The organism is Rhodoferax sp. GW821-FHT02C08 (assembly GCF_059421805.1).
This window is the reverse complement of the sequence record NZ_JBWKVR010000006.1, coordinates 32,655-58,630: the sequence shown is the minus strand read 5'-3', so window position 1 is coordinate 58,630 and position 25,976 is coordinate 32,655. Positions and strand designations below refer to the sequence as shown.

Below are 25,976 nucleotides of genomic sequence, written 5' to 3'. Positions count from 1 at the left end.
TTTACACATCAACATGGCTCGTTACTTGCTATTCTTTGGTTTCAGGAGATGAAAACTTATGCAGAAATTTGACGAAATGTATACAGCGCTACCGTATGAGTTTTTCTCTAAGGGAAAGCAGATCCGGGATCACTACAAGATCTATGACGCATGGCTGGCCAAGCAGCCGGGCGACATGATGGCCAAGCGGCGCGAAGAGGCCGAGATGATCTTCCGCCGCGTCGGCATCACCTTTGCCGTGTACGGTGCCAAGGACGAGGACGGCTCGGGCACCGAGCGCCTGATCCCGTTTGACCTCATCCCCCGCATCATCCCTGCCCACGAGTGGGGCAGCATGGAAAAAGGCCTGGTGCAACGCGTCACTGCGCTGAACCGCTTCATCCACGACGTCTACCACGACCAGGAAATTCTGAAGGCCGGCATCATCCCGCGCGAGCAGGTGGTGAACAACGCCCAGTTCCGCCCCGAGATGATGGGCGTGGACGTGCCGAACAACATCTACTCGCACATCTCCGGCGTGGATATCGTGCGCGCCCCCGATGCCCAGGGCAACGGTGAGTACTACGTGCTGGAAGACAATCTGCGCGTGCCCAGCGGTGTGAGCTACATGCTGGAAGACCGCAAGATGATGATGCGCCTCTTCCCCGACCTCTTCAGCAGCCACCGCGTGGCACCGGTGGCCCACTACCCCGACCTGCTGCTAGAGACCTTGCGTGCTTCTGCACCCGCTGCCACGGCCGACCCGACGGTGGTGGTGTTGACCCCCGGCATGTACAACAGCGCCTACTTCGAGCATGCTTTCCTGGCGCAACAAATGGGTATCGAGCTGGTCGAAGGCCAGGACCTGTTCGTCAAGGACAACTTCTGCTACATGCGCACCACGCGTGGCCCGAAGCGGGTGGACGTGATCTACCGCCGCGTGGACGACGACTTCCTGGACCCGCAGGTCTTCCGCCCCACCTCCACCCTGGGTTGTGACGGCCTGATGGCCGCCTACCGTGCCGGCAACGTGACCATCTGCAACGGCGTGGGTACCGGCGTGGCGGACGACAAGTCCATCTACCCCTATGTGCCCAAGATGATCGAGTTCTACCTGGGTGAAAAGCCCATCCTGAACAACGTGCCCACCTTCATGTGCCGCAACAAGGACGACCTGGCCTACACCCTGGCCAACCTGAAAGACCTGGTGGTCAAGGAGGTGCATGGCGCCGGCGGCTACGGCATGCTGGTCGGGCCGGCATCGACCAAGGCCGAGATCGAGGAGTTCCGCGCCGCGCTGTTGGCCAACCCTAGCGGCTATATCGCCCAGCCCACGCTCAGCCTGTCGAGCTGCCCGACCTTTGTGGAGTCTGGCATTGCGCCGCGACACATCGATTTGCGGCCGTTTGTGCTGTCTGCCAAGGAAGTGCAGATGGTGCCCGGCGGTTTGACCCGCGTGGCCCTGAAAGATGGCTCGCTGGTGGTGAACTCGTCCCAGGGCGGTGGTACCAAAGACACCTGGATTCTGGAGGACGACTCCGTACCCGCGACCGTGCCTGCCGTGCACAGCCAATCCCAATCCTAGACACGTAGACACACAGAACAAGGAACAACCTCATGCTGTCACGCACCGCTGACCATTTATTCTGGATGTCCCGTTACACCGAGCGCGCGGAGAACACAGCGCGCATGTTGGATATCAACTACCAAACAGCGCTGCTGCCCCAGTCCAACGCAGTGGCCCAGGTGGGGCTGCAAGGCCTGTTGTCCATCAGCGAACTGCTGCACCCCTACACCGAAAAGCATGGCGCCATCACCTCCCAGTCGGTGATGGAGTTCATGGTGAAGGACGAAGAAAACCCATCCTCCATCATTTCCTGCCTGCGCGCGGCGCGTGAGAATGCCCGTGCGGTGCGCGGCACCCTGACCACCGAGGTCTGGGAGACGCTGAACACCACCTGGTTGGAAGTCAACCGCATGCTGAAGTCTGGCGAGTTTGAAAATGACCCGGCACAGTTTTTCGAATGGGTCAAGTTCCGCTCGCATCTGTCGCGCGGCGTGACCCTAGGCACCATGCTGCAGGACGAGGCCTTTCACTTCCTGCGCTTGGGTACATTCCTGGAGCGGGCCGACAACACTGCGCGCCTGGTGGATGTCAAGTTCCATGCGGTGCAAAGCGACTTCTTTGGCACTGCCAATGAGAAGGACCAAGAGTACGATTTCTACCACTGGAGCGCTATTTTGCGCAGCGTCTCGGGTTTCGAGGTGTACCGCAAGGTGTACCGCGATGTGATCAAGCCAGAGCGTGTCGCCGAGCTGCTGATTCTGCGCGCCGACATGCCGCGTTCGCTGCACGGCAGCTTGAACGAGGTGCTGAACAACCTGCTGCTGGTGTCCAGCGACCCGGGCAGCGAGACGCTGCGCCGCGCCGGCAAACTGCGTGCCGATTTGCAGTTTGCCCGTATCGATGAAATCCTGGCCACCGGCTTGCATGCTTTCCTGACCCAGTTCCTGGACCGGGTGAATGAGCTGGGCGCGTACATCAGCCGAGAGTTTTTGGTTCCTACCGCCAACTGAGCGGCGGAGAGCTGGCATCTTACTTAGCCCTACTGGAAAGGATTGCCCACCGGGGCAGTTCTTTCCACGTCTTGATTCCGGAGCCCGCCTAACGCCATGGCGTTGACCAACACGTTCACCCGTTGGCTAGGGCGCTTGAGCGTAGGGCGCAAACTTACGCTGATTTACCTGCTGGACCTGACCGCGGTCATTTATGTGTCCGGCATCCTGATCCACGAAAAGTACCTGTCCATTGATTTCACCCGCAAGGAGATCAGAGGCACGGCGTACAGCGTGGCGGTACGAGATGTATTGATGTTGCCCTTTCTGCCATCGCAGAGCGGGCAGAGTGAAATTGCGTTGCAACGCTTTCAGCAATTGCGCGAAAGCTTGGACGAAGAGCTGAAAACCACCCAGGCCAGCCAGGAATTCATTTCCGCCTGGCGTATCGCCGCCCGGGTGGACGAGGTGGGGCGCCAAAATGCCTTGAAAGGCATGGTGCGGCAAGGCCGCGAGCTGCTCACCACGGTGGGCAACCAGTCGAATCTGATTCTGGACCCGGACCTGGATAGCTACTACGCTATGTCCCTGGTGGTGCTGCGCTTTCCCGAGTTGCTGGAGGTGCTGAACGACACCGTACGCATACTTCCCAAGGCACCCGCAGCAGACAAAATTCCGTCGGGCGTGACAGACCGGCGTACCGAGCTGTTGATATTGGCTGGCCGACTGGATGCCGTGGCCTTGGGTATTCGTTCCGACTACAACCAGGCATTTGCCGCAGGCACGCCGGTGCAGCGCGCAGCGCTGGAGAATGGACGCAAGCTGCTGGAGCAAAGGCTGGGCGCATTCTTGACTGCCGTGCAGGAGCTGGCCGATGGCAACTCTGATCCCCAGATACTTGCGCAGCTGGGCATCCATTACACCGAGACGCTGGATGCGATGAGCACGGCTTGGGCGAGCACGGCAACCGATCTGGACCGCCTGCTGCATGACCGCGTGGATATGCTGTTCAGTCGCATGTGGCTGGACCTGGGCACGGCACTGCTGCTGTTGTCCTGCATTCTCAGCCTTGTGTATGCGGTGGCCCGGCAGATCTCGCGGCCGCTGAAGCAGCTGGCTTTGGTGGCTGATGCCGTGCGCCAGACCGGCGACCACACGCGGCGCGCTGTGTGGCACAGCCGGGATGAAATAGGCCAATTGGTCACCGCTTTCAATGGCATGCTGGCGCAGCTGGACGAACAGCGCATGGTGCAGCAGGAGACGGCGGCCCGTACCCGTGCAGCCCAGGCGCAGCAGGCTTTGGTGGAGGCTATCCCGATCGCCCTTGTGGTGACTTCGGTACCCGACCACGAGGTACTGCATGCCAATGCACCGGCCCAGCTGTGGCTAGGGGGCAGCACCCGTGACCCCTGGGTAACAGGTCTGGAGCATGGCGTGCGTGCGCGGTTTTTTCAGCACCTGTCCGACCAGGGTAAGGTGGATGAATTCGAGGTGCGCTGGCAGGGTGCTGCCGAGCCGTCCTGGGCCGTGTTGTCAGCTCGTCGCTTGCAGTTTCAAGGGCGGGATGCGGTGCTGACGGCGTTTACCCCCGTCAATGTGCTGAAGGTGATGGAGAAGCGCCTGGAGCTGTGGGCCAAGGTGTTCGAGGCCTCGTCGGAGGGCATCATCATCATGGATCCCAAGCAAAAAATACTCAGTGTGAACCGCGCGTTTTGCCGCAGCACCTCTTACGATTTTTATGAGGTGATTGGTGAACACTTGGGGTTTTTGATCGAAGGGCCGCAGGCCGCAACCTTGGGGCAGCACCTGGATGGCTTTTTGCAGGAGCGTGATGCCTGGCAGGGCGAGGTGAATTTTCTCAAGCGTTCGGGCGAGACTTATCCGGCCTGGCTGATGGTGTCGGCCGTACGGGACGGCTCGCGTCTGGGGGCCGTGTCTCAGTACATCGGCATATCCGTAGACATCACCGACCGCAAGCGTACCGAAGCCCGGGTGCAGTATCTGGCACAGCACGACGTATTGACGGAGCTGCCCAACCGCGCCCTGTGCGTGCTGAAGTTGGAAGAAGCCCTGCAAGCAGCGCGGCGCGACGGCGATCGCGTCGCAGTGCTATTCATTGACCTGGACCGATTCAAGATCATCAACGACACCTTGGGCCACCATATTGGCGATGGCGTACTGCGGTCCGTGGCCAGTAGGCTGACACGGGTGGTGCGGGCTGGCGATACGGTCAGCCGGCTGGGTGGCGATGAATATGTGATCGTATTGCGCGGTATTGTCGAACGTAGTGAGGTGCAAGAGATGGTCGAACAGCGGCTGATACCGCTGATTCGGCAGACACACCATGTGGAGGGCAATGCCTTGCATGTGTCTTGCAGTGTGGGTGTGGCGCTGTACCCTGAAGACGGTATGGATCTGGATGAACTGATGCGGCGGGCCGATGCCGCCATGTACGTGGCCAAGAATGCGGGGCGCGATATGCTGCGCTTCTACGAGCCCGAGATCGAACAATTGGCCCAGCACCGGCTGGTATTGGAGCAGCACTTGCGCCAGGCGTTGGCATTGGGCGAGTTCAGCCTGCAGTACCAGCCCAAGGTGAATGCCAATACCCTGGACATTGTGGGTGTGGAGGCTTTGCTGCGCTGGGACAACCCGGAGCTGGGGGCTGTGCCATCCGCCAGTTTTATTTCCTTGGCCGAAGAGACAGGCCTGATCCGCCCGATCGGAGTCTGGGTGCTGCAAGAGGCTTGCTCGCAGTTGGCACGCTGGCACGGGCAGGGACTGAGCAGCCTCAGTGTGTCGGTCAATCTGTCTGCACTGCAGTTGGCCGACGGCGATCTTGCCGAGCAGGTGCGCCATTGTCTGCAGCAGCACGGTGTCATGCCTGCGGCGCTGGAAATCGAGATCACGGAGTCCGTGCTGATGGGCAATACCAACCTGGCCGAGGAGCAGCTGGTGGCGCTCAAGGCTTTGGGCATCCAGCTATCGATCGATGACTTTGGGACGGGCTATTCCAGTCTGGCGTACCTCAAGCGTTTTGCGATCGACAAGCTGAAAATAGACCAGTCTTTTGTGCGCGACATGTTGACCGATCCGACCGACCTGGCGATTGTTCGCGCCATCATTGCCTTGGGCCATACCCTGGGTCTGAAGGTGGTAGCGGAAGGGGTGGAGGGGGAGCAGGTGGCCGGTCAATTGAGGGCCTTGGCTTGTGACGAACTGCAGGGCTACTATTTTGCGCGTCCTATGGCGGCTGAGGAGCTTGCGAAGTGGTTGATTGAGCGTAAGCGAGGGGCCGAGCGGCGGCGCAGTCTTCTTGTGTGAGCCCGCCCTCGGCGATCGTCAATATGCTTGGACTTAATGTCGAGCGTTGTGGGTGGCCGTCAGCAGCTTGTCGGTGTAGGCGATGGCCAGCGCGCTGAGTAGAAATACGGCGTGGATGATGGTCTGCCACATCAGAACTTTTACCTCGTAATTTGCCGCGTTGATAAAAGTGCGCAGCAAATGTATCGATGAAATACCGATGATGGCGGTCGCCAGCTTGACCTTCAGCACCGAGGCGTTCACATGGCTAAGCCATTCTGGCTGGTCAGGGTGGCCGTCCAGGTTCATGCGGCTGACAAAGGTTTCATAGCCCCCCACAATGACCATGATCAGCAGGTTGGAGATCATCACGACATCGATGAGCGCCAGAACGACCAGCATGATGATGGTTTCATTCAACGCAGTCGGAACGGTCGTGTTTTTGTAGCCCACGCTGGTAATGAGGATCTGTAGCGCATCCTGGTCGCCCAAAGTGGCCTGTATCAGATGTATTAACTCCATCAAAAAATGCACCACGTATACCGCTTGTGCGGCAATCAGGCCGAGGTAGAGCGGCAGCTGTAGCCAGCGGCTGGCAAAAATAAAGCTGGGTAAGGGGCCGAGCGGAGCGTTTTTTGAGGAAGTGGGTTCGGACATATGTGCGCAGAATATTGGTAACTTTACGGCTGGATTGTAGGATTGGGGATACTGTCGATCATTGCCTACTTTGCATGTCAGCGGCGTGTAAGAGCCAAGATTCACATTACCGCCCAGTACATACCAACTACACCCTGAGGAGACAAATCCATGACCAGTTCCAGCTCTGCGATCGAATCCGTGTTGATCGAGAACCGTGTATTCCCCCCTAGCGACGCAATGGTGCAGTCGGCCCGTATTTCAGGTATGGCCGGCTACAACGCTTTGTGCGCCGAGGCCGAGCAGGATTTCGAAGGTTTTTGGAGCCGCTTGGCGCGTGAAAACCTGCAATGGAGCAAGCCGTTTACTCAGACGCTGGACGAGTCCAATGCGCCGTTTTACAAGTGGTTTGCCGATGGCGAATTGAACGCGTCGGCCAATTGCCTGGACAAGCACATGGGTACGCCCACCGAAAACAAAACTGCGGTGATTTTTGAGGCGGATGACGGCAAGGTGACGCACACCAGCTACAAGGAGCTGCTGGCGCGTGTCAGCCAGTTCGCGAATGCGCTGAAGGCCGAAGGCGTTCAAAAAGGCGACCGTGTGCTGATCTACATGCCCATGACGCTGGAAGGCGTGATCGCCATGCAAGCCTGCGCCCGCATTGGCGCGACCCACAGCGTGGTGTTTGGTGGCTTTTCGGCCAAGGCCTTGAACGAACGCATCATCGACGCAGGTGCCGTGGCGGTCATCACCGCCAACTACCAGATGCGCGGCGGCAAGGAACTGCCGCTCAAGGCCATCGTGGATGAGGGTCTGGCTCAGGGCGGTTGCAAGTCGGTGAAATCTATCCTGGTGTACGAGCGTACCCCTACGGCCTGCAATATGGTGGCCGGGCGCGACAAGACCTTTGCCCAGGCAATTGCTGGCCAGAGCAGCGATTGCCCGCCCGTGACGGTGGGGGCTGAACACCCGCTGTTCATCCTCTACACCTCGGGCTCCACCGGCAAACCCAAGGGGGTACAGCACAGTACCGGCGGCTACTTGCTGTGGGCCAAGCTGACCATGGACTGGACCTTCGACCTGCGTTCTGATGACGTGTTCTGGTGCACCGCCGATATTGGCTGGATCACCGGCCACACCTATGTGGCCTACGGCCCGCTGGCGGCGGGCGCCACGCAGATCATTTTTGAAGGCATTCCCACTTACCCGAATGCGGGCCGCTTCTGGCAGATGATCGAGCGCCACAAGTGCAGCATCTTCTACACCGCGCCTACGGCCATCCGCTCGCTGATCAAGGCAGCCGAATCCGATCCCGCCGTGCACCCGGACCGCTCCAACCTGGACAGCCTGCGTATCCTCGGCTCGGTCGGTGAGCCCATCAACCCCGAGGCCTGGATGTGGTATTACAAGAATGTGGGCCACGAGCGTTGCCCGATTGTGGATACCTTCTGGCAGACCGAAACCGGTGGCCACATGATGTCGCCCATGCCCGGCGCCACACCATTGGTGCCCGGTAGCTGCACCTTGCCTTTGCCCGGCATCATGGCTGCCATCGTGGACGAGGTGGGCAATGACATTCCCAACGGCACTGGTGGCCTGCTGGTGGTCAAACGCCCCTGGCCCAGCATGATCCGCACCATCTGGAACGACCCGGAGCGTTACAAGAAGAGTTATTTTCCCGAGGAAATGGGCGGCAAGATCTACCTGGCCGGCGATGGCGCCGTGCGCAGTGCCGACCGTGGCTACTTCCGCATCACCGGCCGTATCGACGACGTGCTGAACGTGTCCGGCCACCGCATGGGCACGATGGAGATTGAGTCGGCCCTGGTGTCGCATACCTCCCTGGTGGCCGAAGCCGCCGTGGTGGGTCGCCCGGATGATCTGACCGGGGAGGCCATCTGTGCCTTCGTGGTGCTCAAGCGCGGCTGCCCGACGGGTGATGAAGCCAAGCAGATCGCCAACGAGCTGCGCGCCTGGGTGGGCAAGGAAATTGGCCCCATCGCCAAGCCCAAGGACATCCGCTTCGGCGACAACCTGCCCAAGACCCGCAGCGGCAAAATCATGCGCCGTCTGCTGCGCAACCTGGCCAAGGGCGAAGCGGTCACGCAAGACACGTCGACGCTGGAGAACCCGGCGATCCTGGGGCAGCTGGGGCAAACCTATTAATTGGTGCTGCTATATTTTGTATAGCTGCTGGCGCAGGTAGTATCTGCGCTAGAGGGCTAAAATGCTTGAAAGCCCGCGCACATGCCGCGGGCTTTTTTATGGCTGGGCCTTGACCTTATTTCAGCGTCAGCACCCAGGCTGCCAGTTTTTTGGCATCGGCCTCGCTGACGCGCTCATTCGCCGGCATGGGTAGTGGGCCCCAGTTGCAACTGCCAGATGGGCACACGCTGCCTTTGCGGATGGTGCTGGCCAGGCGGTCGGCGGCGGTCTTGTCGGTCTGGTATTTGGCGGCTATGTCTTTGAACGCCGGCCCTACCTTTTTTCTGTTGACGGAGTGGCAGCCCAGGCAGTTCTGTGAGGTGGCCAGCGCCAGGTCTGCCAGGGCCGGGCTGGCTACGCTGCAGGCCAGCATCAAACTTAGGAGAGTGCGTTGCATCTTCGGGGGTAGCGTTGGAGTAAAGTGCTTGTTGGAAATTGTAGGCAAGGTCGATTGCGGCATATGCCCGTACCAGGAGGCGAAAATGTTGTTCTTATTCATCGGGGTAGTGACCCTGACCATGAAGTATATGGAGTGGGCTCCGGTGGCCGGCTGGGACTGGTGGGTCGTACTGTCGCCGTTTGCCCTGGCCGCTCTGTGGTGGGCATGGTCCGATGCCAGTGGCCGTACCAAGCGCAAGGTCATGGAACGAGAAGACAAGCGCAAGCAGGCGCGTATCGACAAGCACCGTGACGCCCTGGGCCTGCCGCCCAAGCGGCCTCGCTGAATCTGTCCGCGCAAGTAAAAAAGCCCAAGGCCGTGCGGCCTTGGGCTTTTTTCATGGGGGCCGGTTTTTAGTACGCGTCCAACACCGCACCCTTGCTGGCGCTGGATGCATTGAAGGCGAACTTGGCCTGCACGCCACGGGTGTAGCGCGGCGCAGGCGGGGTCCAGCCTTCGCGGCGCTTGGCGATCTCGGCCTCGGGCACGTTCAGCTCCAGGATCAGCTTGTGCGCATCGATGGTGATGGAGTCACCCTCTTGCACAAAGGCAATGGTGCCGCCTGCAGCCGCTTCCGGTGCCACATGGCCGACCACCATGCCCCAGGTGCCGCCGGAGAAACGGCCGTCGGTGATTAGGCCCACGCTTTCACCCAGGCCGGCACCAATCAGTGCACCCGTGGGGGCCAGCATCTCGGGCATGCCCGGGCCGCCCTTGGGGCCCAGGTAACGCAGCACCATCACGTCGCCAGCCACGATCTTGCCGGCCAGAATGGCCGCCAGTGCGGACTGCTCGTCGTCGAACACGCGCGCCGGGCCGGTGATGACCGGGTTCTTCAGGCCGGTGATCTTGGCCACGGCACCTTCGGGCGACAGATTACCCTTCAGGATGGCCAAGTGGCCTTCTGCGTACATGGGCTTGTCGATCGGGCGGATCACGTCCTGGTCGGCGCGTGGCACATCAGGCACATCCTTCAGCACTTCGGCAATGGTCTGGCCGCTGATGGTGATGCAGTCGCCGTGCAGCAGGCCGGCGGCCAGCAGCGTCTTCATCACTTGTGGAATGCCACCGGCCTGGTGCAGGTCTACCGCCAGGTACTTGCCGCTGGGCTTCAGGTCGCAGATGACGGGCACTTTCTTGCGCATGCGCTCGAAGTCGTCAATGCTCCATTCGACGCCGGCCGCATGCGCGATGGCCAGGAAGTGCAGCACCGCATTGGTCGAGCCGCCGGTGGCCATGATCACGGCCACGGCGTTCTCGATGGCCTTCTTGGTCACGATGTCGCGTGGCTTCAGATCCTTCTTAATGGCCTCGATCAGCACCTTGGCCGACTCCTTGGCCGAATTCATCTTCTCGTCGTGCGGGTTGGCCATGGTGGACGAGTAGGGCAGCGAGATGCCCAGGGCTTCGAAGGCGCTGGACATGGTGTTCGCCGTGTACATGCCACCGCAGGAGCCGGTGCCGGGGATGGCGCGTTTTTCGATTTCCAGCAGGTCTTCGTCGCTCATATTGCCGGCGGCGTTCTGGCCCACGGCTTCGAATACGCTGACGATGTTCAGGTCCTGGCCCTTGTAGCGGCCTGGCAGGATGGTGCCGCCGTACACATAGATGGCGGGCACATTGGCGCGCAGCATGCCCATCAGACCGCCGGGCATGTTCTTGTCGCAACCACCGACCACCACCACGCCGTCCATCCACTGGCCACCCACGCAGGTTTCGATGCAGTCGCTGATAACTTCGCGGCTGACCAGCGAGTACTTCATGCCTTCCGTACCCATGGCCATGCCGTCGGAAATGGTCGGGGTGCCGAAGACTTGTGCGTTACCGCCGGCTTCTTCAATACCCGCGATGGCCGCATCGGCCAGCTTTTGCAGACCGGAGTTGCACGGTGTGATGGTGCTGTGGCCGTTGGCGACGCCGACCATAGGCTTCTTGAAGTCACCTTCTTCGTAGCCCATGGCGTAGTACATGGAGCGGTTGGGCGCGCGCGACTTGCCTTCGGTGATGTTCTTGGAGCGGGGGTTGAGGATGATGGGTTTGGTTTCCATGGTGTCTCTTTTCAGCGTGGGGAGGTGTTTTTTGCAGCGCTGAGTATGCTACGGGTGAAAACCAGGGTCCAATCTATTTTTAGATGCCTATTAATATGCTGTACATATGAATGCCATTGAACTTCGCTTGTGGAACCAGTTCGCCGTGCTGGCCGAGGAGTTGCATTTCGGCCGCGCAGCGCAGCGCCTGTTCATGACCCAGCCACCGCTGACCCAGGCCATTGCGCAGCTGGAGAAACGGCTTGGCGCACGCCTATTCGACCGCACCAAGCGCAGCGTGCAGCTCACCGCGACGGGCCGGGCCTTGCTGCCCGAGGTGCTGGATCTGCTGGCCCGTGCCCAGGCTTTGCCTGAGCACGCGCGGGCGGCGGCGGCGGGCGAGCTGGGGCGCTTGCGACTGGCTTTTGTGTCCACGGTAGGCTTTGCCTTGCTGCCGCAATGGGTGCGCGGCTTCCGGGCGCTGTACCCCAAGGTGCAGATGGAGCTGGTCGAGGCCACGGGCGATGTGCAGCTGGAGGCGTTTGCGCGTGGCGAGCTGGATGCGGGCTTTATGCTGCACGCGCCCGGCTTTGTGCCGCCTGGCCTGGCACGCCAGGTGGTCAGCCGCGAGGCGCTGGTGCTGGCTCTGCCCGAGCAGCATGCCCTGGCCGCGCAACCCAGCTTGGCTCTGGCCGACGTGCTGGACCAAGCCCTGGTGATCTTCCCGCGCCGTATCGTGCCGTCTTTATATGACGCGATCTTTGGCGTGTACCACGCAGCAGGGCGCCTGCCCGAGGTGGCCCAGGAGGCGATACAGATGCAGACCATTGTGAACCTGGTGTCTGCCGGCCTGGGCCTGGCCTGGGTGCCGCAGAGCGTGACCCAGTTCCAGCGGCCGGGGGTGGTGTACCGGGCGCTGGCTGATGCGGTTGGTGTGCCGGGCTGCGAAACCAGTCTGGTCTGGGCGGAGCAGGGGGCCGGCCCGTCGCTTGAGCGGTTTGTGGAGTTTGTGGGGCAGGGTGCTGTTTAGGGCTGCTATATCTTTGATAGCTGCTTGCGCAGTTGTTATCTGCGCCAGAGGCATATTTTTCATGTAATTTCAAACCGGGCTCCTGGCTTTACCGGCCGGCAACATGGCTGCATGCAAAATAGCCGCCATGCTGATCCACCCCCAAATCAACCCCATCGCCCTGCAACTCGGGCCTCTGGCTGTCCATTGGTATGGACTGACCTATCTGGCCGCGTTTGCCTTGTTCATGTTTTTGGGTACGCGCCGCTTGCGGCATCCGCCCTTTGTCCATATCCAGGGTCCTGGTGCCTGGGCCAGCAAGGACGTGGAGGACATTTTGTTTCTGGGCGTGATGGGTGTGGTGCTGGGCGGGCGCATTGGCTACTGCCTGTTTTACAAGCCCGACTTTTACTTGAGCCACCCGCTGGAGATTTTGTACGTCTGGCAGGGCGGCATGTCCTTCCACGGTGGCCTGCTGGGCGTGATTGCGTCCATGGTCTGGTTTGCCCATTCGCGCAAACGGCCGTTTTGGCAGGTGGCTGACTTTGTGGCGCCTTGCGTTCCCACCGGCCTGGCCGCGGGCCGGGTGGGTAATTTCATCAATGGTGAACTCTGGGGGCGGCTGAGTTCACCCGATCTGCCCTGGGGCATGGTGTTCCGCGACGGCGGCCCGCTGCCACGCCATCCCTCGCAGGTCTACCAGTTCCTGATGGAGGGCCTGCTGCTGTTCATTCTGCTGTGGTTGTATGCGCGCAAGGAGCGTGCGCAGGGCCAGGTGGCGGCCGCCTTCCTGTTTGGCTACGGGGTGTTCCGTTTTATTGCAGAGTTTTTCCGCGAGCCAGATGCTTTCCTGGGCTTGCTCTCTCTGGGTATGAGCATGGGCCAATGGCTGTGCGTGCCGATGATCTTGGGCGGTGCCGCCGCATGGTGGTGGCTGGGGCGCCGGCGTAAGACGGATTAGGACGGCCTTTACCGCTTATTTCCGTTACATTTTTTGCTATTTAATTGGTAGCATTCGTTAGAGTTTTTTGGACGCTGTGGTGCTGTTCCTAGGGTTCTGCTCTATGAATTTGCGCAAATCCGCAACCGATAACAGGGGGGGCCGAGGGGATGTCGGTTTCAAGGAACTATTTCACGCCTGGTAACAAAATGTCACCCCTAGGCTGCATAATTAAACGATGCCACTTTTAGCTGTAGCCACATAAGACCATGGGAGAACGCGTCGCCAAATGGATTGATGTCGCGCAGCTGCGCCACGGCATGTTTATCCAGCTGGAGCTAGGCTGGATGGACCACCCCTTTCCCAAGGGTAGTTTCAAGATTACTTCGGACGACCAGATCAAGACGATTCTTTCCTTGGGTCTGAGCCGCGTTCGTTATTTCCCCGACCAGAGCGACGAGGTTTCCGAGGTGCCTGATGGGCCTCAGCATGAGCCTGTGTCCGATCCGTCGGGGCTTTTTAAGCCGGAACATGAGCCGGTAGCCCCGCTGCACTCAAGTGGGCAGGACCGTGTACGTGATCTGCGTCGTGAGCGTCTGGAGGCGCAGCGGCGCAGCCTGGCCTTGTGCGAACGGCGGTTTGGCGAGGCCACGCAACAATACCGACGTTTGACCGAACAGGTCGCCCAGCGGCCTGTACAGCTGCATGACGAAAGCCGGGCGCTGGTGGGGCGCTGTGTGCAGGACTTGCTGGCCGAGGGCGAGTCTGCCATCCGCCTGTTGTCCGAGGCCATGGGTGAACGCAGTGCCGTGCACCCCGTAAATGTGATGGTGATTTCCATGCTGCTGGGCAAAGCACTCGGCCTGCCGTCTGCAGCGCTGGCCGACCTGGGCCTGGCCGGGCTGCTGCACGATCTTGGCAAGATCCAGATGCCTGATCGCCTGCGCTCCGCAGATCCGGGGTTTTCAGCGTCCGAACTGCAGGCCTACCAGGAGCATGTGGACCTGAGCCTGGTATTGGCGCGGCGCATGGGGGCATCGGAGGATGTTTTGCGCGCCATGTCGCAACACCACGAACTGGCCGACGGCAGCGGTTTTCCATCGGGCCTGGTGGGCGCAAACATGTCGGACATGGGCAAGATACTGGCCCTGGTCAACCGCTATGACAATCTGTGCAACCCGCCCCGGCTGGTGAATGCGCTGACCCCGCACGAGGCCTTGTCCCTGATTTTTGCGCAGATGAAGTCGCGTTTCGACGCTGTCACCCTGGGCGCTTTCGTGCGCATGATGGGTGTGTATCCACCGGGTTCGGTGGTGCAGCTGGTGAACGACGGCTATGCCATGGTGGTGTCCGTCAATTCCAGCCGGCCGCTCAAACCCAGTGTGATTGTTTTTGATGCCAGTGTGCCGCGCGACGAAGCGCTGATCGTCAATCTGGAACATGCGCCCGAGATGGGCATTCGCCGCAGCCTGAAGCCGTCGCAGCTGCCGCGCGCGGTGCAGGACTATCTGTCTCCGCGTCAGCGGGTAGCGTACTACTTCGAGCAGATGCCCCATTACGAGAGGCCAGGTAGCGACACATGACGGCTTCCGTGTTGGGGACGCTGATCGAGGGCTTGCCAGAAGCCGTGTGGATTGTGTCGGGTGCAAATTACGCCGTGATGGAAGTCAACGTCGCCGCGCTGGATTTGCTGGGCATGTTGCGGCAACAGGTGGTAGGCCAGCAGGTCACGGTGTTCCTGGCGGCGCTGGAAGATGTTTTTTTCTGGAGCGAAGTAGAGCAGGGTGGTTCACAGCGTATACGCTCCGAAACCACGTTGCGCTGCGGTAATGGCAACAGCCGATCGGTGGAGCGCTCTGTCAACCCGGTGCTGTTGCCGGATGGCAGCTCTGTCTACGTGGTGGGACTGCGTGATCTGGGGCCGCTGCGCCAGGTTGAGGGCCAGCTGGAACTGGTGCTGGCCGAGATGCAAGCCACGCTGGAGTCCACGGTGGACGGCATATTGGCCTGCAACCTGAATGGCGTGGTCACAGTGTGCAACCAGCGCTTTTCGGAGTTGTGGGCTGCACCACACGCGCTTTTACAGGGGCGCAATAGCCAGGCCTTGTACGCGCATATGTCAGAGTCCGTGCACAACGCCGCGGTATACCGCCGGCGCATGGAGCACATTGTTGCGACACCGCTCTACCAGGGAACAGACATCGTCTTGCTGCGCAACGGCCGCGTGCTGGAGCGCGTGACCCGGCCGCAAATGAGCCAGGGCCGAGCCATCGGGCGGGTGTATTCGTTTCGCGATATCACCGATCGCGTCGAGTCCGAGGCCAAGCTGCAGCTGGCGGGCAAGGTCTTCGAGGCCAGCCTGGACGCGATTTTCATCGCCGATGCGCAGCACCATGTGGTGGCCATCAATCCGGTGTGCATGCGCTTGAGCCGCTGCCTGGAATCGCAACTGCTGGGTCGCTACATTCCAGACCTTTTTCGGGATACCAGCGGCACTGCCTTGTTCTCGCGCATCCAGGGCGGCTGGCAGCGTGACGGCCACTGGGATGGCGAGGCTCTGCATACCCGGGGTGATGACAGCGTCTGTACCGTTCACCTGTCCTGGATTGCCGTGCGTGACGCCCAGGGGCAGATCGTGCAGAGCATAGGTTTCTTCAAGGACTTGACTGAAAAGAAGGCCAACCACCAGCGCATCGAGCAGCTGGCCTATACGGATGTGCTGACCGGCTTGCCAAACCGTCTGATGCTGTCTCAGCGGGTGGACTTTGCGCTGCGCCTGGCGGAGCGCGATGGAGGCGAATTCGCCATCCTCATTCTGGACCTGGATCGCTTCAAGAACATCAACGACTCCTTGGGCCATTTGTTTGGCGACCGGGTGCTGGTCGAGGTCGGACGCCGCATGGCGGCCTGCCTGCGCCAGGTCGATACGCTGTGCCGCCTGGGCGGGGACGAGTTCGTGATGTACCTGCACCAGGCCGATTCGGAAGGCGCAAAGATGGTGGCCGAGCGGGTGCTGGAAAGCATGACCGAACCCTTCCATATGGACGATATGGACTTTTCGGTGGGTTGCAGCATCGGCGTGGCCATGTACCCCTCCGATGGGCAAAACCTGGACGACATGATCAAGGCGGCAGACACCGCCATGAACCGTGCCAAGGAGCGTGGGCGTGGCCATTTCCGCTTCTACCAACCGCAGATGAATGTGGCCCTGCTGTCGCGCATGAAGATGGAGCACCGCCTGCGCCTGGCGCTGGATGCGGGCCATCTGCAGCTGTACTACCAGCCTCAGGTCAACCTGGGCGATGGCGAGGTGCTGGGGGTGGAGGCGCTGATACGCTGGTTCGACCCCGAGCTGGGCCAGGTGTCGCCGGCTCACTTCATCCCGCTGGCCGAAGAGTCGGGCTACATCACCACGATTGGCTCCTGGGTGTTGACCGAGGCTGTGCGCCAGGCGGCGGTCTGGCAGCGCGCGGGAACGGCGCGCACTGTATCGGTGAATGTCTCGGCTTTGCAGTTCCAGCAGGCCGATTTTGTGGAGCGGGTGGCCGGTGTTTTGCACCAATTTGGGCTGGACCCTCGGCTGCTGGACCTGGAGCTTACCGAGTCCATTTTGGTGCAGGACGCGGAAGAGGCTTTTGCGCGTCTGCAGGCGCTAGCTGCGCTGGGCGTGGTGTTGTCGATTGACGATTTCGGCACCGGCTATTCCAGCCTGGCGTATCTGAAGAAGTTTCCCATCCACAAACTCAAGATCGACCGTTCGTTCATCCGCGGGCTGCCGTCGGACGAAAGCGATCTGGCTATCGTCAGCGCCATCATCCAGATGGGCCGTGCGCTTAAGCTCACCATCATCGCGGAGGGTGTGGAAACCATAGCCCAGCGCCAGGTGCTGCAGGGCTTGCGTTGCGAGCAGTACCAGGGGTTTTTGTATTCGGCGGCGGTGCCGAGTGGCGATCTCGACAGCGTGATCGACGATGCTGTCGGAAGGTTTGCCGAGGCCCGCTGAAAGGGGCGACGCAGGGTAGAGGGTGTCTGCGAATGTCACCGGACCGGCATCCTGAACCGGGGTTCAGGTGGGCTAGGTCACCCTGAAGTTGGGTTCATCTAACGCGAGATGATCACGCTCCCCAGGGGATATTCCAGGCCCGGGCTCATAGAGCATTGGTTCAAGGAAATATAAAGCCCGGCATACATCGCAGACAACCCGATTCTAGGCGATTCAGCGCAGTGCCAACGCACCGGAAGTAAAGTTCTAGAGCAATTGCCCGTCGTCGCCCAGGGCCAGGTCGAGCTTGGTGATGAGGGCTGCCAGCGCGGGGTCGCCGTCCTCTGCGGCTTCGGCGCGGGGGCTGAGCGGTGCGGCGGCCGGGTTGTTGCGGTCGGACAGGTCGAACGCCAGGTTCAGCGCGGCCAGCACGGCAATGCGGTCGCGGGCCTTGATCTTGCCGCCATCGCGGATGGCGCACATGGCTGTGTCCACCATCTTCACCGCATCCAGCAAACGGGCTTCACCGTCCTCGGGGCAACCCAGGCGGTAACTTTGGCCCAGGATCTGTACTTCCACTTGCTTCATGGCTGGTCCTTGCGGGGGGCTGCGCGCACGGCTGGCGGGCTGCTGATTTCTGGCAGGCGTTCCAGCAGGGCGTCGATGCGGGCACGCGCTGCGCCCAGGCGGGACTTCAGCGAGTCGCGTTCCTGGGCCAGGCTGTTGACCTGTTCGGTCAGCAATTGGTTGGTGCGTTGCAGCTCGCGGTAACGCAGCAGCAGGCGCTCGGTGCGTTCAGCAATGTGTTCAATTTGGGTGGGGGAGGCCATAAGCTCTGTGATTGTAGTGGTGCGCCGTGGCGTCGTAAAATCATGGACTCGCTACGCATAGCATGGTTTACACGCCGTAGCTCAGCGGCTTGCAACAGCGGGCCTGCCTGAGCGGACGCCCCGCATCGATTTCTCCACCATCCCTATCCACGCAAGTGCTTATCCAGGACCATGCCCGTCCACACCTTTCGCAGTGAACTCATACTCGGCGGCCAGAAAAGTGGCAAGTCGCGCCGGGCCGAACAAATGGCCGCCGACTGGCTGGCCGCATCGCCCGCACACCGCGCTGTCTTCATCGCCACCGCCCAGCCCTGGGACGACGAAATGCGTGTGCGCATTGCCCGCCACCAAAGCGACCGGGCCGAGCGCGTGCCCGGCATGGCCACGGTGGAGGAGCCGCTGCGCCTGGGCGAGGCCATAGCCCAGCACAGCCGAGCCGACACCCTGGTGGTGGTGGACTGTCTAACGCTCTGGTTGACGAACTTGCTGATGCCGCCAGACTTTGAAGAAATAAGGCCTGCAGCGCAGGAAGTACCAGCGCCAGTAGCTATATTTTTGGAAGCAATCACGCAGGCACCCGGCCCGCTGGTGCTGGTGGGCAACGAGATCGGCCTGGGCGTGATTCCGCTGGGGCGCGAGGTGCGCGCCTTCGTGGATGCGTTGGGCAGTCTGAACCAGCAGGTGGCGCAGCGCTGCCAGCGGGTCACCTTGATGGCCGCTGGTTTGCCCCTGAGCCTGAAGGGTGCTGCTTGAAGCTGCCCGATCTGTTTCTGTGGCTGCTGCTATGCCTAGCTCTGCCAGCCCAGGCGCTGCAGCTTACCGACGACCGAGGCACGCTGGTGCAGTTCAGCCAGGCGCCGCAGCGCATCGTCAGCCTGCTGCCGTCCTTGACCGAGAGCATTTGCGCACTGGACCAGTGCCAGCGCCTGGTGGGTGTGGACCGCTATTCCAACTACCCGGCTAGCGTGCGCGGCCTGCCGCAGGTGGGTGGCGGGTTGGACCCGAATATCGAGGCCATTGTCGCCCTGCGGCCTGACGTGGTGGTGGTGGCCACCGCCTCGCGCGCCAGTGCGCGGCTGGAGGCTCTGGGCCTGAAGGTAGTGGCGCTGGAGCCTAAAACATCGGCCGATGTGCGCCGCGTGCTGGACAAGCTGGGCTTGCTGCTGGACGTGCCCGATGCCGCCCGCATCTGGCGGAACATCGATGCCGGCGTGGCCGCTGCTGCGCAGTCGCTGCCGGCCCGGGTTAAAAACACGCGGGTGTATTTCGAGGTGAATGCCGCGCCCTATGCCGCCGGCACCGCGTCCTTCATCGGTGAAACCCTGGCCCGCCTGGGCGCGCAAAACGTGGTGCCCGCCGCGCTGGGCCCATTCCCCAAGCTAAACCCCGAATTTGTGGTGCGCGCCAACCCCGACCTCATCATGGTCGGCGACCGCAATGCGCTGAACATGGCGCAGCGCCCCGGCTGGGCTGGCATACGCGCCATCCGTGAAAAGCGTGTTTGCGTTTTCACGCCCGAGCAGTCGGACACCCTGGTGCGCCCCGGCCCGCGCATGGCCGAGGCGGCGCGAACCATGGCCGCCTGCCTGCAGGACAAAGCTCCGTGAACCCACGCAAAGCCTGGCCCACAGCTGCGGTGTTGCTGCTGTTGTCCGTTGTCTTGTTGCTGGTCGGCGCCAGCATTGGCAGCACCGGGCTGGACAGCCTGCTGGCCGCGCGCCATGACCCGGTGGCGCTGCAGATTCTGTGGGACATCCGCTTGCCGCGCACCCTGGGTGCCTGGCTGGCAGGGGCCTTGTTTGCACTGGCTGGTGCGGTGGCGCAGGGCCTGTTCCGCAACCCACTGGCCGACCCGTATCTGCTGGGCAGCGCGTCCGGCGCTTCGCTGGCGATTGCCGTGGCCCTGGCGCTGCTGGGCGTGTCACCCGCCGCCACCGCCTGGTTGGTGCGCCTGGGGTTGACCGGTGCGGCGTTCGCCGGCGCGGTGGGCGGCGTGCTGCTGACCCTGGTGCTGGCGCGTGGTGTGCAGCACACGCTGCGCCTGCTGCTGGCCGGCGTCATCGTTGGCGTGGTGCTGGGCGCCGCCAAAGACCTGGTGCTGCAGGCCGTGCCCGAGATTTTGAGCGCCAGCGTGGGCTTCAACCTGGGCACCACCGGCTTCATAGGCTGGAGCGCGTGTGTGCTGATGGCCGGCGTGTGGGCGCTGTGCCTGCTGGTGGCCTGGATGTTGGCGCCGGTATTGGACGGCCTGAGCCTGGGTGAGGCCACCGCGCGCAGCCTGGGCCTGCCGCTGTCGCAGATGCGGGCCGCGCTGATTGCGGTGCTGGCGCTGGCCACTGGCACGGCCGTGGCGCAGAGCGGCATGATCGCCTTCGTCGGCCTGGTGGCTCCGCACCTGGCGCGCTCGCTGGTGCCGACCACGCACGGCCGCTGGATGGTTTTGTCCAGCCTGACAGGCGGCGTATTGCTGATGGCGGCCGACATCCTGGCGCGCTGGCTGACTGCTCCGCAAGAACTACCGGTGGGCGTGTTGACGGCCGCACTGGGCGGCTGCTATCTGCTCTGGCGCATGCACAAGCGCACGGTGGGTGTGCTATGAAAAAAATAGCTATCTGCGCAAGTGGAATCTGCGCCAGCCTGGGAAATGTGCCTGTGCTGCACGGTATCGACCTGGCGTTGGGCGCAGGCCGCTGGACCAGCATCGTCGGCCCCAATGGCGCGGGCAAATCCACCTTGCTGAAGGTGCTGGCCGGCCTCTTGCCCTGCACCGGCAGCGTTGAGCTGCTGGGCCAGCCTTTGGCCGCCTTGTCGGGCCGTCAGCGCGCACAGCAGTTGGCCTGGCTAGGGCAGGGCGAAAGTGGTGAGGGCAGCGCAGATGATTTGACGGTGTGGGACGTGGCCATGCTGGGCCGCCTGCCGCACCAGCTCTGGCTGGCCGCACCCAGCGCCGCCGACCGTGCCGCCGTAGAGCAAGCCCTGCGCGCCACCCAGGCCTGGGACTGGCGCGCCCGCAACCTGGGCCAGCTGTCCGGCGGCGAGCGCCAGCGTGTGCTGCTGGCGCGGGCCTTGGCGGTGCAGGCCCCCGTGCTATTGATGGACGAGCCCCTGGCCAACCTGGACCCTCCCCACCAGACCGATTGGTTGCTGCTGGTGCGTGCGCTGCTGGCGCGCGGCCACACCGTGGTCAGCGTGCTGCACGAGGTGTCCATGGCCTTGCAGGCCGACGACATGCTGGTGCTGGCCCAGGGCCGGGTGCTGCACCAGGGCGCTTGTGGCGATGCGGCCACACAGCGCGCGTTGGAGCAGGTGTTTGACCAACGAATCACCGTACAGCGCATAGCCAACCAGTGGGTTGCGCTACCAAAATTAGAGTAAACAGAATGAACGACCACGCCTTCAGCGCGCCCGAGCGCCAAGCCGTCTACCGCGCCATCTACGAGCGGCGCGACATGCGCCATTTCAACGGCGGCGAGGTTGCGCCCGAGCTGCTGCGTCGCCTCTTGCTGGCCGCACACCACGGCCCCAGCGTGGGCTTCATGCAGCCCTGGCGCTTCATCCGCGTCTCGGCGCCGGCGCTGCGCCAGCAGCTGCACGCCGTGGTGGAGGTGGAGCGCGTCCGCACCGCCCAGGCCATGGGCGAGCGCGAGGACGACTTCATGCGCCTGAAGGTGCAGGGCCTGCTGGACGCCGCCGAGCTGCTGGCCGTGGTGCTGCCCGATGGGCGCGAAAAGCACATCTTCGGCCGCCGTACCCTGCCGCAGATGGACCTAGCCTCCACCTCCTGCGCCATCCAGAACCTGTGGCTGGCGGCGCGCGCCGAGGGCCTGGGCATGGGCTGGGTGTCGATCTTCGACCCGCTCACCGTGGCCGAGGTGCTGGGCCTGCCCGCAGGTGCCGAGCCGGTGGGCCTGCTGTGCCTGGGGCCGGTGGCCCAGTTCTACGATCGGCCCATGCTGGAGGAAGAAAACTGGGCCCGCCGCGAAGCCCTGGCCGACCTGGTGTTCGACGACCAGTGGGGCCAGGCATCCACCTTGTTCGCAGAGGGAAAATAGCCTTTATGCAGATCCGTAGCTACCAAACCTCCGACGCAGCCACCGTGGTCGCCCTGTGGCAGGCCTGCGGCCTGACCCGCCCCTGGAACGACCCCTACAAAGACATTGCCCGCAAGTTGCAGGTGCAGCCCGAGCTGTTTCTGGTGGGCGAGCTGGACGGTCAACTGATCGCATCGGCCATGGCCGGCTACGACGGCCACCGTGGCTGGGTCAACTACCTGGCCGTGGCGCCTAGCCACCAGCGCCGCGGCTATGCGGCCCAATTGATGCAGCACATCGAGCAACAGCTGCTGGTGCTGGGCTGCCCCAAGCTGAACATGCAGGTGCGCACCAGCAACAGCGCCGTGCTGGCCTTTTACCGCCGCCTGGGCTACGCGCAGGACGAGGCCGTGAGCCTGGGCAAGCGCCTGATTCCCGACGGCCCGGCGCAGTGAGCGCGCTGAACAAACCAAGGATTTCCATGACACCCATCAGTTCCCCCGCCGACATCGCCGCATCGCTGACCGAACATTGGTCGCCCCGCGTGATCGCCGAGTTGGACGACTCGTACATCAAGGTTGCCAAGGTGCTGGGCTCCTTGGCCTGGCACAGCCATGAACATGAGGATGAGCTGTTCATGGTGCTCAAAGGCCATCTGCGCATCGAGCTGGAAACCGGCGTGGTCGATCTGTGCCAGGGCGAGATGTATGTCGTGCCCAAAGGCACGCGGCACAACCCGGTAGCGGAGGAGGAATGCCACATCATGCTGATCGAGCGCAAATCGACCCTGCACACCGGCGATGTGGCCACCGACAAGACGCGTTCGCTCGCCGACCAATTGCGGCCGCTGGCCCGTGCTTGAAAGCATGCTGCTGATTGCTCTTGTACTGCTGATAGCCCTGGTGGTGGACTGGCGCCTGGGCGAGCCGCCTAGCTGGTGCCACCCGGTGGTGTGGATAGGCAATGCCCTGGGTTGGGCTGGGCGCCGCGTGGCGCCGTTGGACGGTCCGGTGCCGGCACCCGACCCCGATTACAAGTCCTTTTGGCTGGGAGCTCTCGTTTGGTGTACGGGGGCTGCTATGGTTTGCATAGCAGCTGTGGCGGCGCAAAAAGGCCTGTTGTGGCTGCCGCAGCACTTTCACAGCCTGTGGGCCACGGCCCTGGCCGTGCTGCTGCTGGGCCTGCTGCTCAAGCCGCTGCTGGCCTGGGCCATGCTGTACAGCGAGGTGCAGGCGGTGGAAGACGCCTTGGCCCAGTCCCTGGACGCAGGCAGGGAACGGCTGTCCTGGCTGGTCAGCCGCGACGTGACGCAGCTCAGCGAAAGCGAGGTGCGTGAAAGCGCCATCGAGTCGCTGGCCGAGAACCTGAACGACTCGGTCGTCGCCCCTATCTTCTGGTTCCTGCTGCTGGGCCTGCCCGGCGCGGCGCTGTACCGCTTCGCCAATACCGCCGACGCCATGTGGGGTTACCGTGGCGTGCGCAACGGCCAGGTGTGGGAATGGGCCGGCAAATGGGCGGCCTGGGCCGACGACGTGCTGAGCTGGTTGCCCGCGCGCATCACCGCCGTGCTGTTGCTACTGGTCTCTGGCGGCCGCGGTTGGCGCGCGCTGGTCACACAAGCTGCCTACACTCCCTCTCCGAATAGCGGCTGGCCCATGGCCGCCATGGCTTTGGCGCTGGATGTGCGGCTGGGCAAGCCGGGTGTTTACATCTTGCATCCTACCGGCAGAGCACCGGGCGCGGTGGATATGTACCGGGCCGGTATCCATGCGCGTAATGCACTGCTGGCGCTGGTTTTGCTTGCGCTTCTTGCTCTGTTTTTTGTAGCGAAATGGGTTCCCTGAGATATTTATAGTCGGCGGCATCAGTGCTTTCGATAGAGCGCCGCCAACGACAAGCTCTTCAACAACACTTCCGTGTACTCGCAGAAAAAGACGAATGAAAAATCTTAACGAAACCGTGTCATCAAGGACCCGCCAGGACCAACTCATTTCCCACGGTGCCGGTCCACGGGACGGCGACAGTGATCTGTTGCAATCCATCCGGTCGCGGCTTCATCAGGCGGGCGACCTTCCCGGCGCCACGGTGGACCAACAAATTCAATTGCTAGAGGCTTTGTCCGCATTTGCGCTGGGGCGGTTCCTGCTGGAAAACCGGGGCCTGAACGCCTACTGGACGCACCAATTGGTAACTTACCGTCCTGGTAGCACTGCTACACATGCGATGACCGCTCTGGAGCATCGGATATTTGAGAAGTTGCCGGCGGTGCTGGCAACCCGGGAGCGGTTTGGCATATTTCAGCAGCAATTGCAGGCCTTGCTTCGGCCTGGGCTGGTGCTGGCGTCGGTCCCTTGCGGTTTGATGGGCGAATTGCTGCTGCTTGATTACGGCCAGCACCCGGACGTGACTCTGGTGGGCATCGATCTGGACCAGCAGGCTTTGAACGGCGCGTCAGAGCTGGCGCGGGATCGTGGGCTGACAAAGCGTTTGTCGCTCCACCTCGAAGATGCATGGACGCCGCAGCCGAACGCCACGGTGGACGTACTGACCAGCAATGGCCTCAATATCTATGAGCCAGACCACGTCCGCGTAACGGCTTTATACCGGTCGTTCTTCGATATGCTGAAGCCGGGTGGCACGCTCATCACCAGCTTCTTGACGCCGCCGCCCGCCTTGTCCGCTGAATCTCCGTGGAACATGGCGGAAGTGGACTCGGAATCGTTGGCGCTGCAGCATGTGATGTTTGTGCGTGTCATTGAGGCAAAGTGGAGTGCCTTCCGTACCCATGCACAAACGATGGTCCAGCTGCAGGATGCCGGCTTTGCCGATATCCGCTTCATCGATGACCGCGCCCGGATGTTCCCCACCGTGGTCGCGCAGAAGCCGCTCTGACGATGCTTGCGCCGGCCATTCGTCTGGTCATTCAGGTAGATTTACCTTTCACGTCTATTCCATCTGCGCAGCGTGCTATATATTTGATAGTGCAATGACTTCGCTATTCACCCACGGCGGCCCGGATGCGTTGGGCGTACCACGTTGGGATTTTTCCACCAACAGCAACGCCTGCGGTCCGTGCCCGCACGCCTTGGCCGATCTGCAGCAGGCTGACGCCACGCGCTATCCGGACCCGCACTACACGGCCCTGAAAGAGCAGCTGGCAGCCTTTCACGGCGTGGGCACGCAGCGCGTCCTGCTGGCAGGCAGTGCCAGCGAGTTCATCCACCGTATCAGCGCTGTGCATCAGCGCCAGCGCGTGTACCTGCCGAAGCACCATTACGGCGACTATCTGCAAGCCGCCCAGGCCTGGGGGCTGACACAGGCCGATGCACCCCAAGCCCAGTTGCTGTGGGCTTGCGAGCCGTCCAGCCCCTTGGGGCAGGCCCATCCTGGTTTGGCGGACATGGTGGACGGCTTGCGGCCCAACCAGCAGCTGGTGCTGGACTGCGCCTATGCCCCGTTGCGCCTCGACGGCGCCCCGAGCCTGGATGCCACCCAGCGCGACCGGGTCTGGCAGATGTGGACGCCCAACAAGGCCCTGGGCCTGACAGGCATACGCGCGGCTTACGTGATCGCGCCGCTAGGCGCGGATGTGCAGGCCGTGTCCATGCTGTGCCCGTCCTGGCCGGTGGGCGCGCACGGTGTGGCCATGCTGCAAGCCTGGTGCCGCCCGGCTAGCCAGCAGTGGCTGGCGCAGAGTCTGGTAAAGCTGCGGGCCTGGAAGGCCCGGCAGATCATCCTGTGTCGCACCCTGGGCTGGGAATGCCTACCCAGCAGCGCGAACTTCTTTTGCACCCGGCCCAGCGGGGACGATTTACCGCTGCGCCTGCAGCGTTTGCGCGCGCGGGGTATCAAGCTGCGGGATGCGGCGTCTTTTGGCTTGCCGGGTTATGTGCGGCTGGGGGTGCTGCCGCCGTTGGGGCAGGATGCGTTGGCGTTGCCGGGGTAAGGGGCGTTAGATCTTGGGGAGATTGCCGCTTCCTGTCGGCTAGATTGATAGAGCCGTGCTCGTAGATGTAGTAGCGTATCGACCTGAACG

The 25,976-nt window shown here is 62.3% G+C and carries 24 protein-coding genes and 1 other RNA gene; 19 read left to right on the top strand and 6 right to left on the bottom strand.

Features of this window, described 5'->3' with window-relative positions; translation table 11 throughout:
* Positions 1–58: 58 nt before the first annotated feature.
* From AC07VY_RS09245 to AC07VY_RS09235, 3 genes are all read left to right on the top strand, one after another.
* Complete coding sequence (locus AC07VY_RS09245) at positions 59–1,564, top strand: circularly permuted type 2 ATP-grasp protein (protein ID WP_495076571.1); 1,506 nt, start codon at positions 59–61, stop codon at positions 1,562–1,564.
* A gap of 32 nt (positions 1,565–1,596) precedes the next feature.
* Complete coding sequence (locus AC07VY_RS09240; RefSeq protein ID WP_495076570.1) at positions 1,597–2,556, top strand: alpha-E domain-containing protein; 960 nt, start codon at positions 1,597–1,599, stop codon at positions 2,554–2,556.
* A gap of 96 nt (positions 2,557–2,652) precedes the next feature.
* The gene (locus tag AC07VY_RS09235) at positions 2,653–5,859 is read left to right on the top strand and encodes a bifunctional diguanylate cyclase/phosphodiesterase (RefSeq protein WP_495097182.1); all 3,207 of its coding nucleotides are present in this window, start codon (positions 2,653–2,655) and stop codon (positions 5,857–5,859) included.
* A gap of 33 nt (positions 5,860–5,892) precedes the next feature.
* On the opposite strand, the gene AC07VY_RS09230 is transcribed toward AC07VY_RS09235, so the two are convergent.
* The gene (locus AC07VY_RS09230; protein WP_495097181.1) at positions 5,893–6,495 is read right to left on the bottom strand and encodes a TIGR00645 family protein; all 603 of its coding nucleotides are present in this window, start codon (positions 6,493–6,495) and stop codon (positions 5,893–5,895) included.
* Positions 6,496–6,645: 150 nt separating this feature from the next.
* Here AC07VY_RS09230 and acs point away from each other — a divergent pair, with 150 nt between their 5' ends.
* Positions 6,646–8,643, top strand: a complete 1,998-nt coding sequence (gene acs / locus AC07VY_RS09225; RefSeq protein ID WP_495097180.1) for an acetate--CoA ligase — start codon at positions 6,646–6,648, stop codon at positions 8,641–8,643.
* Positions 8,644–8,758: 115 nt separating this feature from the next.
* On the opposite strand, the gene AC07VY_RS09220 is transcribed toward acs, so the two are convergent.
* Positions 8,759–9,079: a c-type cytochrome gene (locus AC07VY_RS09220; protein WP_495097179.1), complete on the bottom strand. Its 321-nt coding sequence runs from the start codon at positions 9,077–9,079 to the stop codon at positions 8,759–8,761.
* An 85-nt stretch (positions 9,080–9,164) separates the two neighbouring features.
* Here AC07VY_RS09220 and AC07VY_RS09215 point away from each other — a divergent pair, with 85 nt between their 5' ends.
* Entirely contained in the window at positions 9,165–9,407 is a 243-nt protein-coding gene (locus tag AC07VY_RS09215) for a TIGR04438 family Trp-rich protein (protein ID WP_495097178.1), read from the top strand.
* A 67-nt stretch (positions 9,408–9,474) separates the two neighbouring features.
* On the opposite strand, the gene ilvD is transcribed toward AC07VY_RS09215, so the two are convergent.
* Positions 9,475–11,169 (bottom strand): dihydroxy-acid dehydratase, encoded by a 1,695-nt coding sequence (ilvD, locus tag AC07VY_RS09210; RefSeq protein ID WP_495076564.1) that lies wholly within the window; start codon positions 11,167–11,169, stop codon positions 9,475–9,477.
* A gap of 106 nt (positions 11,170–11,275) precedes the next feature.
* On the opposite strand from ilvD, the gene AC07VY_RS09205 reads away from it, so the two are divergent.
* The 4 genes from AC07VY_RS09205 (at position 11,276) to AC07VY_RS09190 (ending at position 17,100) form a co-directional block, all read left to right on the top strand.
* Positions 11,276–12,178, top strand: coding sequence for a LysR substrate-binding domain-containing protein (locus AC07VY_RS09205; RefSeq protein WP_495097177.1), 903 nt, complete (start codon positions 11,276–11,278; stop codon positions 12,176–12,178).
* A gap of 127 nt (positions 12,179–12,305) precedes the next feature.
* Complete coding sequence (lgt, locus tag AC07VY_RS09200; protein WP_495097176.1) at positions 12,306–13,118, top strand: prolipoprotein diacylglyceryl transferase; 813 nt, start codon at positions 12,306–12,308, stop codon at positions 13,116–13,118.
* 248 nt (positions 13,119–13,366) lie between these two features.
* Positions 13,367–14,680, top strand: a complete 1,314-nt coding sequence (locus AC07VY_RS09195; protein ID WP_495097175.1) for a cyclic di-GMP phosphodiesterase — start codon at positions 13,367–13,369, stop codon at positions 14,678–14,680.
* The gene (locus tag AC07VY_RS09190; RefSeq protein ID WP_495097174.1) at positions 14,677–17,100 is read left to right on the top strand and encodes a sensor domain-containing protein; all 2,424 of its coding nucleotides are present in this window, start codon (positions 14,677–14,679) and stop codon (positions 17,098–17,100) included. The genes AC07VY_RS09195 and AC07VY_RS09190 overlap by 4 nt, the downstream gene beginning before the upstream one ends.
* A gap of 19 nt (positions 17,101–17,119) precedes the next feature.
* On the opposite strand, the gene ssrS is transcribed toward AC07VY_RS09190, so the two are convergent.
* The 3 genes from ssrS to AC07VY_RS09175 all read right to left on the bottom strand — a co-directional run bounded on the left by ssrS (position 17,120) and on the right by AC07VY_RS09175 (position 17,909).
* A non-coding RNA gene (gene ssrS, locus AC07VY_RS09185) (6S RNA) lies at positions 17,120–17,299 on the bottom strand.
* 47 nt (positions 17,300–17,346) lie between these two features.
* Positions 17,347–17,667, bottom strand: a complete 321-nt coding sequence (locus AC07VY_RS09180; protein WP_490593883.1) for a cell division protein ZapA — start codon at positions 17,665–17,667, stop codon at positions 17,347–17,349.
* On the bottom strand, positions 17,664–17,909 hold the full coding sequence (locus tag AC07VY_RS09175; protein WP_495076559.1) for a DUF904 domain-containing protein: 246 nt from the start codon (positions 17,907–17,909) through the stop codon (positions 17,664–17,666). Before AC07VY_RS09175 ends, AC07VY_RS09180 begins: the two co-directional genes overlap by 4 nt.
* Before the next feature lie 171 nt (positions 17,910–18,080).
* Here AC07VY_RS09175 and cobU point away from each other — a divergent pair, with 171 nt between their 5' ends.
* From cobU to AC07VY_RS09125, 10 genes are all read left to right on the top strand, one after another.
* Positions 18,081–18,662, top strand: coding sequence for a bifunctional adenosylcobinamide kinase/adenosylcobinamide-phosphate guanylyltransferase (cobU, locus tag AC07VY_RS09170; protein ID WP_495097173.1), 582 nt, complete (start codon positions 18,081–18,083; stop codon positions 18,660–18,662).
* Entirely contained in the window at positions 18,659–19,516 is an 858-nt protein-coding gene (locus AC07VY_RS09165; protein ID WP_495097172.1) for an ABC transporter substrate-binding protein, read from the top strand. Before cobU ends, AC07VY_RS09165 begins: the two co-directional genes overlap by 4 nt.
* Positions 19,513–20,508 (top strand): FecCD family ABC transporter permease, encoded by a 996-nt coding sequence (locus AC07VY_RS09160; protein WP_495097171.1) that lies wholly within the window; start codon positions 19,513–19,515, stop codon positions 20,506–20,508. Before AC07VY_RS09165 ends, AC07VY_RS09160 begins: the two co-directional genes overlap by 4 nt.
* Positions 20,505–21,284, top strand: coding sequence for an ABC transporter ATP-binding protein (locus AC07VY_RS09155; protein ID WP_495097170.1), 780 nt, complete (start codon positions 20,505–20,507; stop codon positions 21,282–21,284). The genes AC07VY_RS09160 and AC07VY_RS09155 overlap by 4 nt, the downstream gene beginning before the upstream one ends.
* A gap of 5 nt (positions 21,285–21,289) precedes the next feature.
* Positions 21,290–21,961: a 5,6-dimethylbenzimidazole synthase gene (bluB, locus tag AC07VY_RS09150; protein WP_495097169.1), complete on the top strand. Its 672-nt coding sequence runs from the start codon at positions 21,290–21,292 to the stop codon at positions 21,959–21,961.
* 5 nt (positions 21,962–21,966) lie between these two features.
* Positions 21,967–22,395, top strand: coding sequence for a GNAT family acetyltransferase (locus tag AC07VY_RS09145; protein ID WP_495097168.1), 429 nt, complete (start codon positions 21,967–21,969; stop codon positions 22,393–22,395).
* Between the two features lie 26 nt (positions 22,396–22,421).
* Positions 22,422–22,802 (top strand): cupin domain-containing protein, encoded by a 381-nt coding sequence (locus AC07VY_RS09140; protein ID WP_495076552.1) that lies wholly within the window; start codon positions 22,422–22,424, stop codon positions 22,800–22,802.
* Positions 22,803–22,806: 4 nt separating this feature from the next.
* A complete protein-coding gene (gene cbiB / locus AC07VY_RS09135) occupies positions 22,807–23,784 on the top strand; it encodes an adenosylcobinamide-phosphate synthase CbiB (RefSeq protein ID WP_495097167.1) in 978 nt (325 codons plus the stop codon).
* A gap of 94 nt (positions 23,785–23,878) precedes the next feature.
* Positions 23,879–24,832 carry an SAM-dependent methyltransferase gene (locus tag AC07VY_RS09130; protein ID WP_495097166.1) on the top strand — a complete coding sequence of 318 codons (954 nt, stop codon included), beginning with the start codon at positions 23,879–23,881 and terminating at the stop codon, positions 24,830–24,832.
* A gap of 94 nt (positions 24,833–24,926) precedes the next feature.
* Positions 24,927–25,886 (top strand): aminotransferase class I/II-fold pyridoxal phosphate-dependent enzyme, encoded by a 960-nt coding sequence (locus AC07VY_RS09125; RefSeq protein WP_495097165.1) that lies wholly within the window; start codon positions 24,927–24,929, stop codon positions 25,884–25,886.
* Positions 25,887–25,976: the final 90 nt, after the last annotated feature.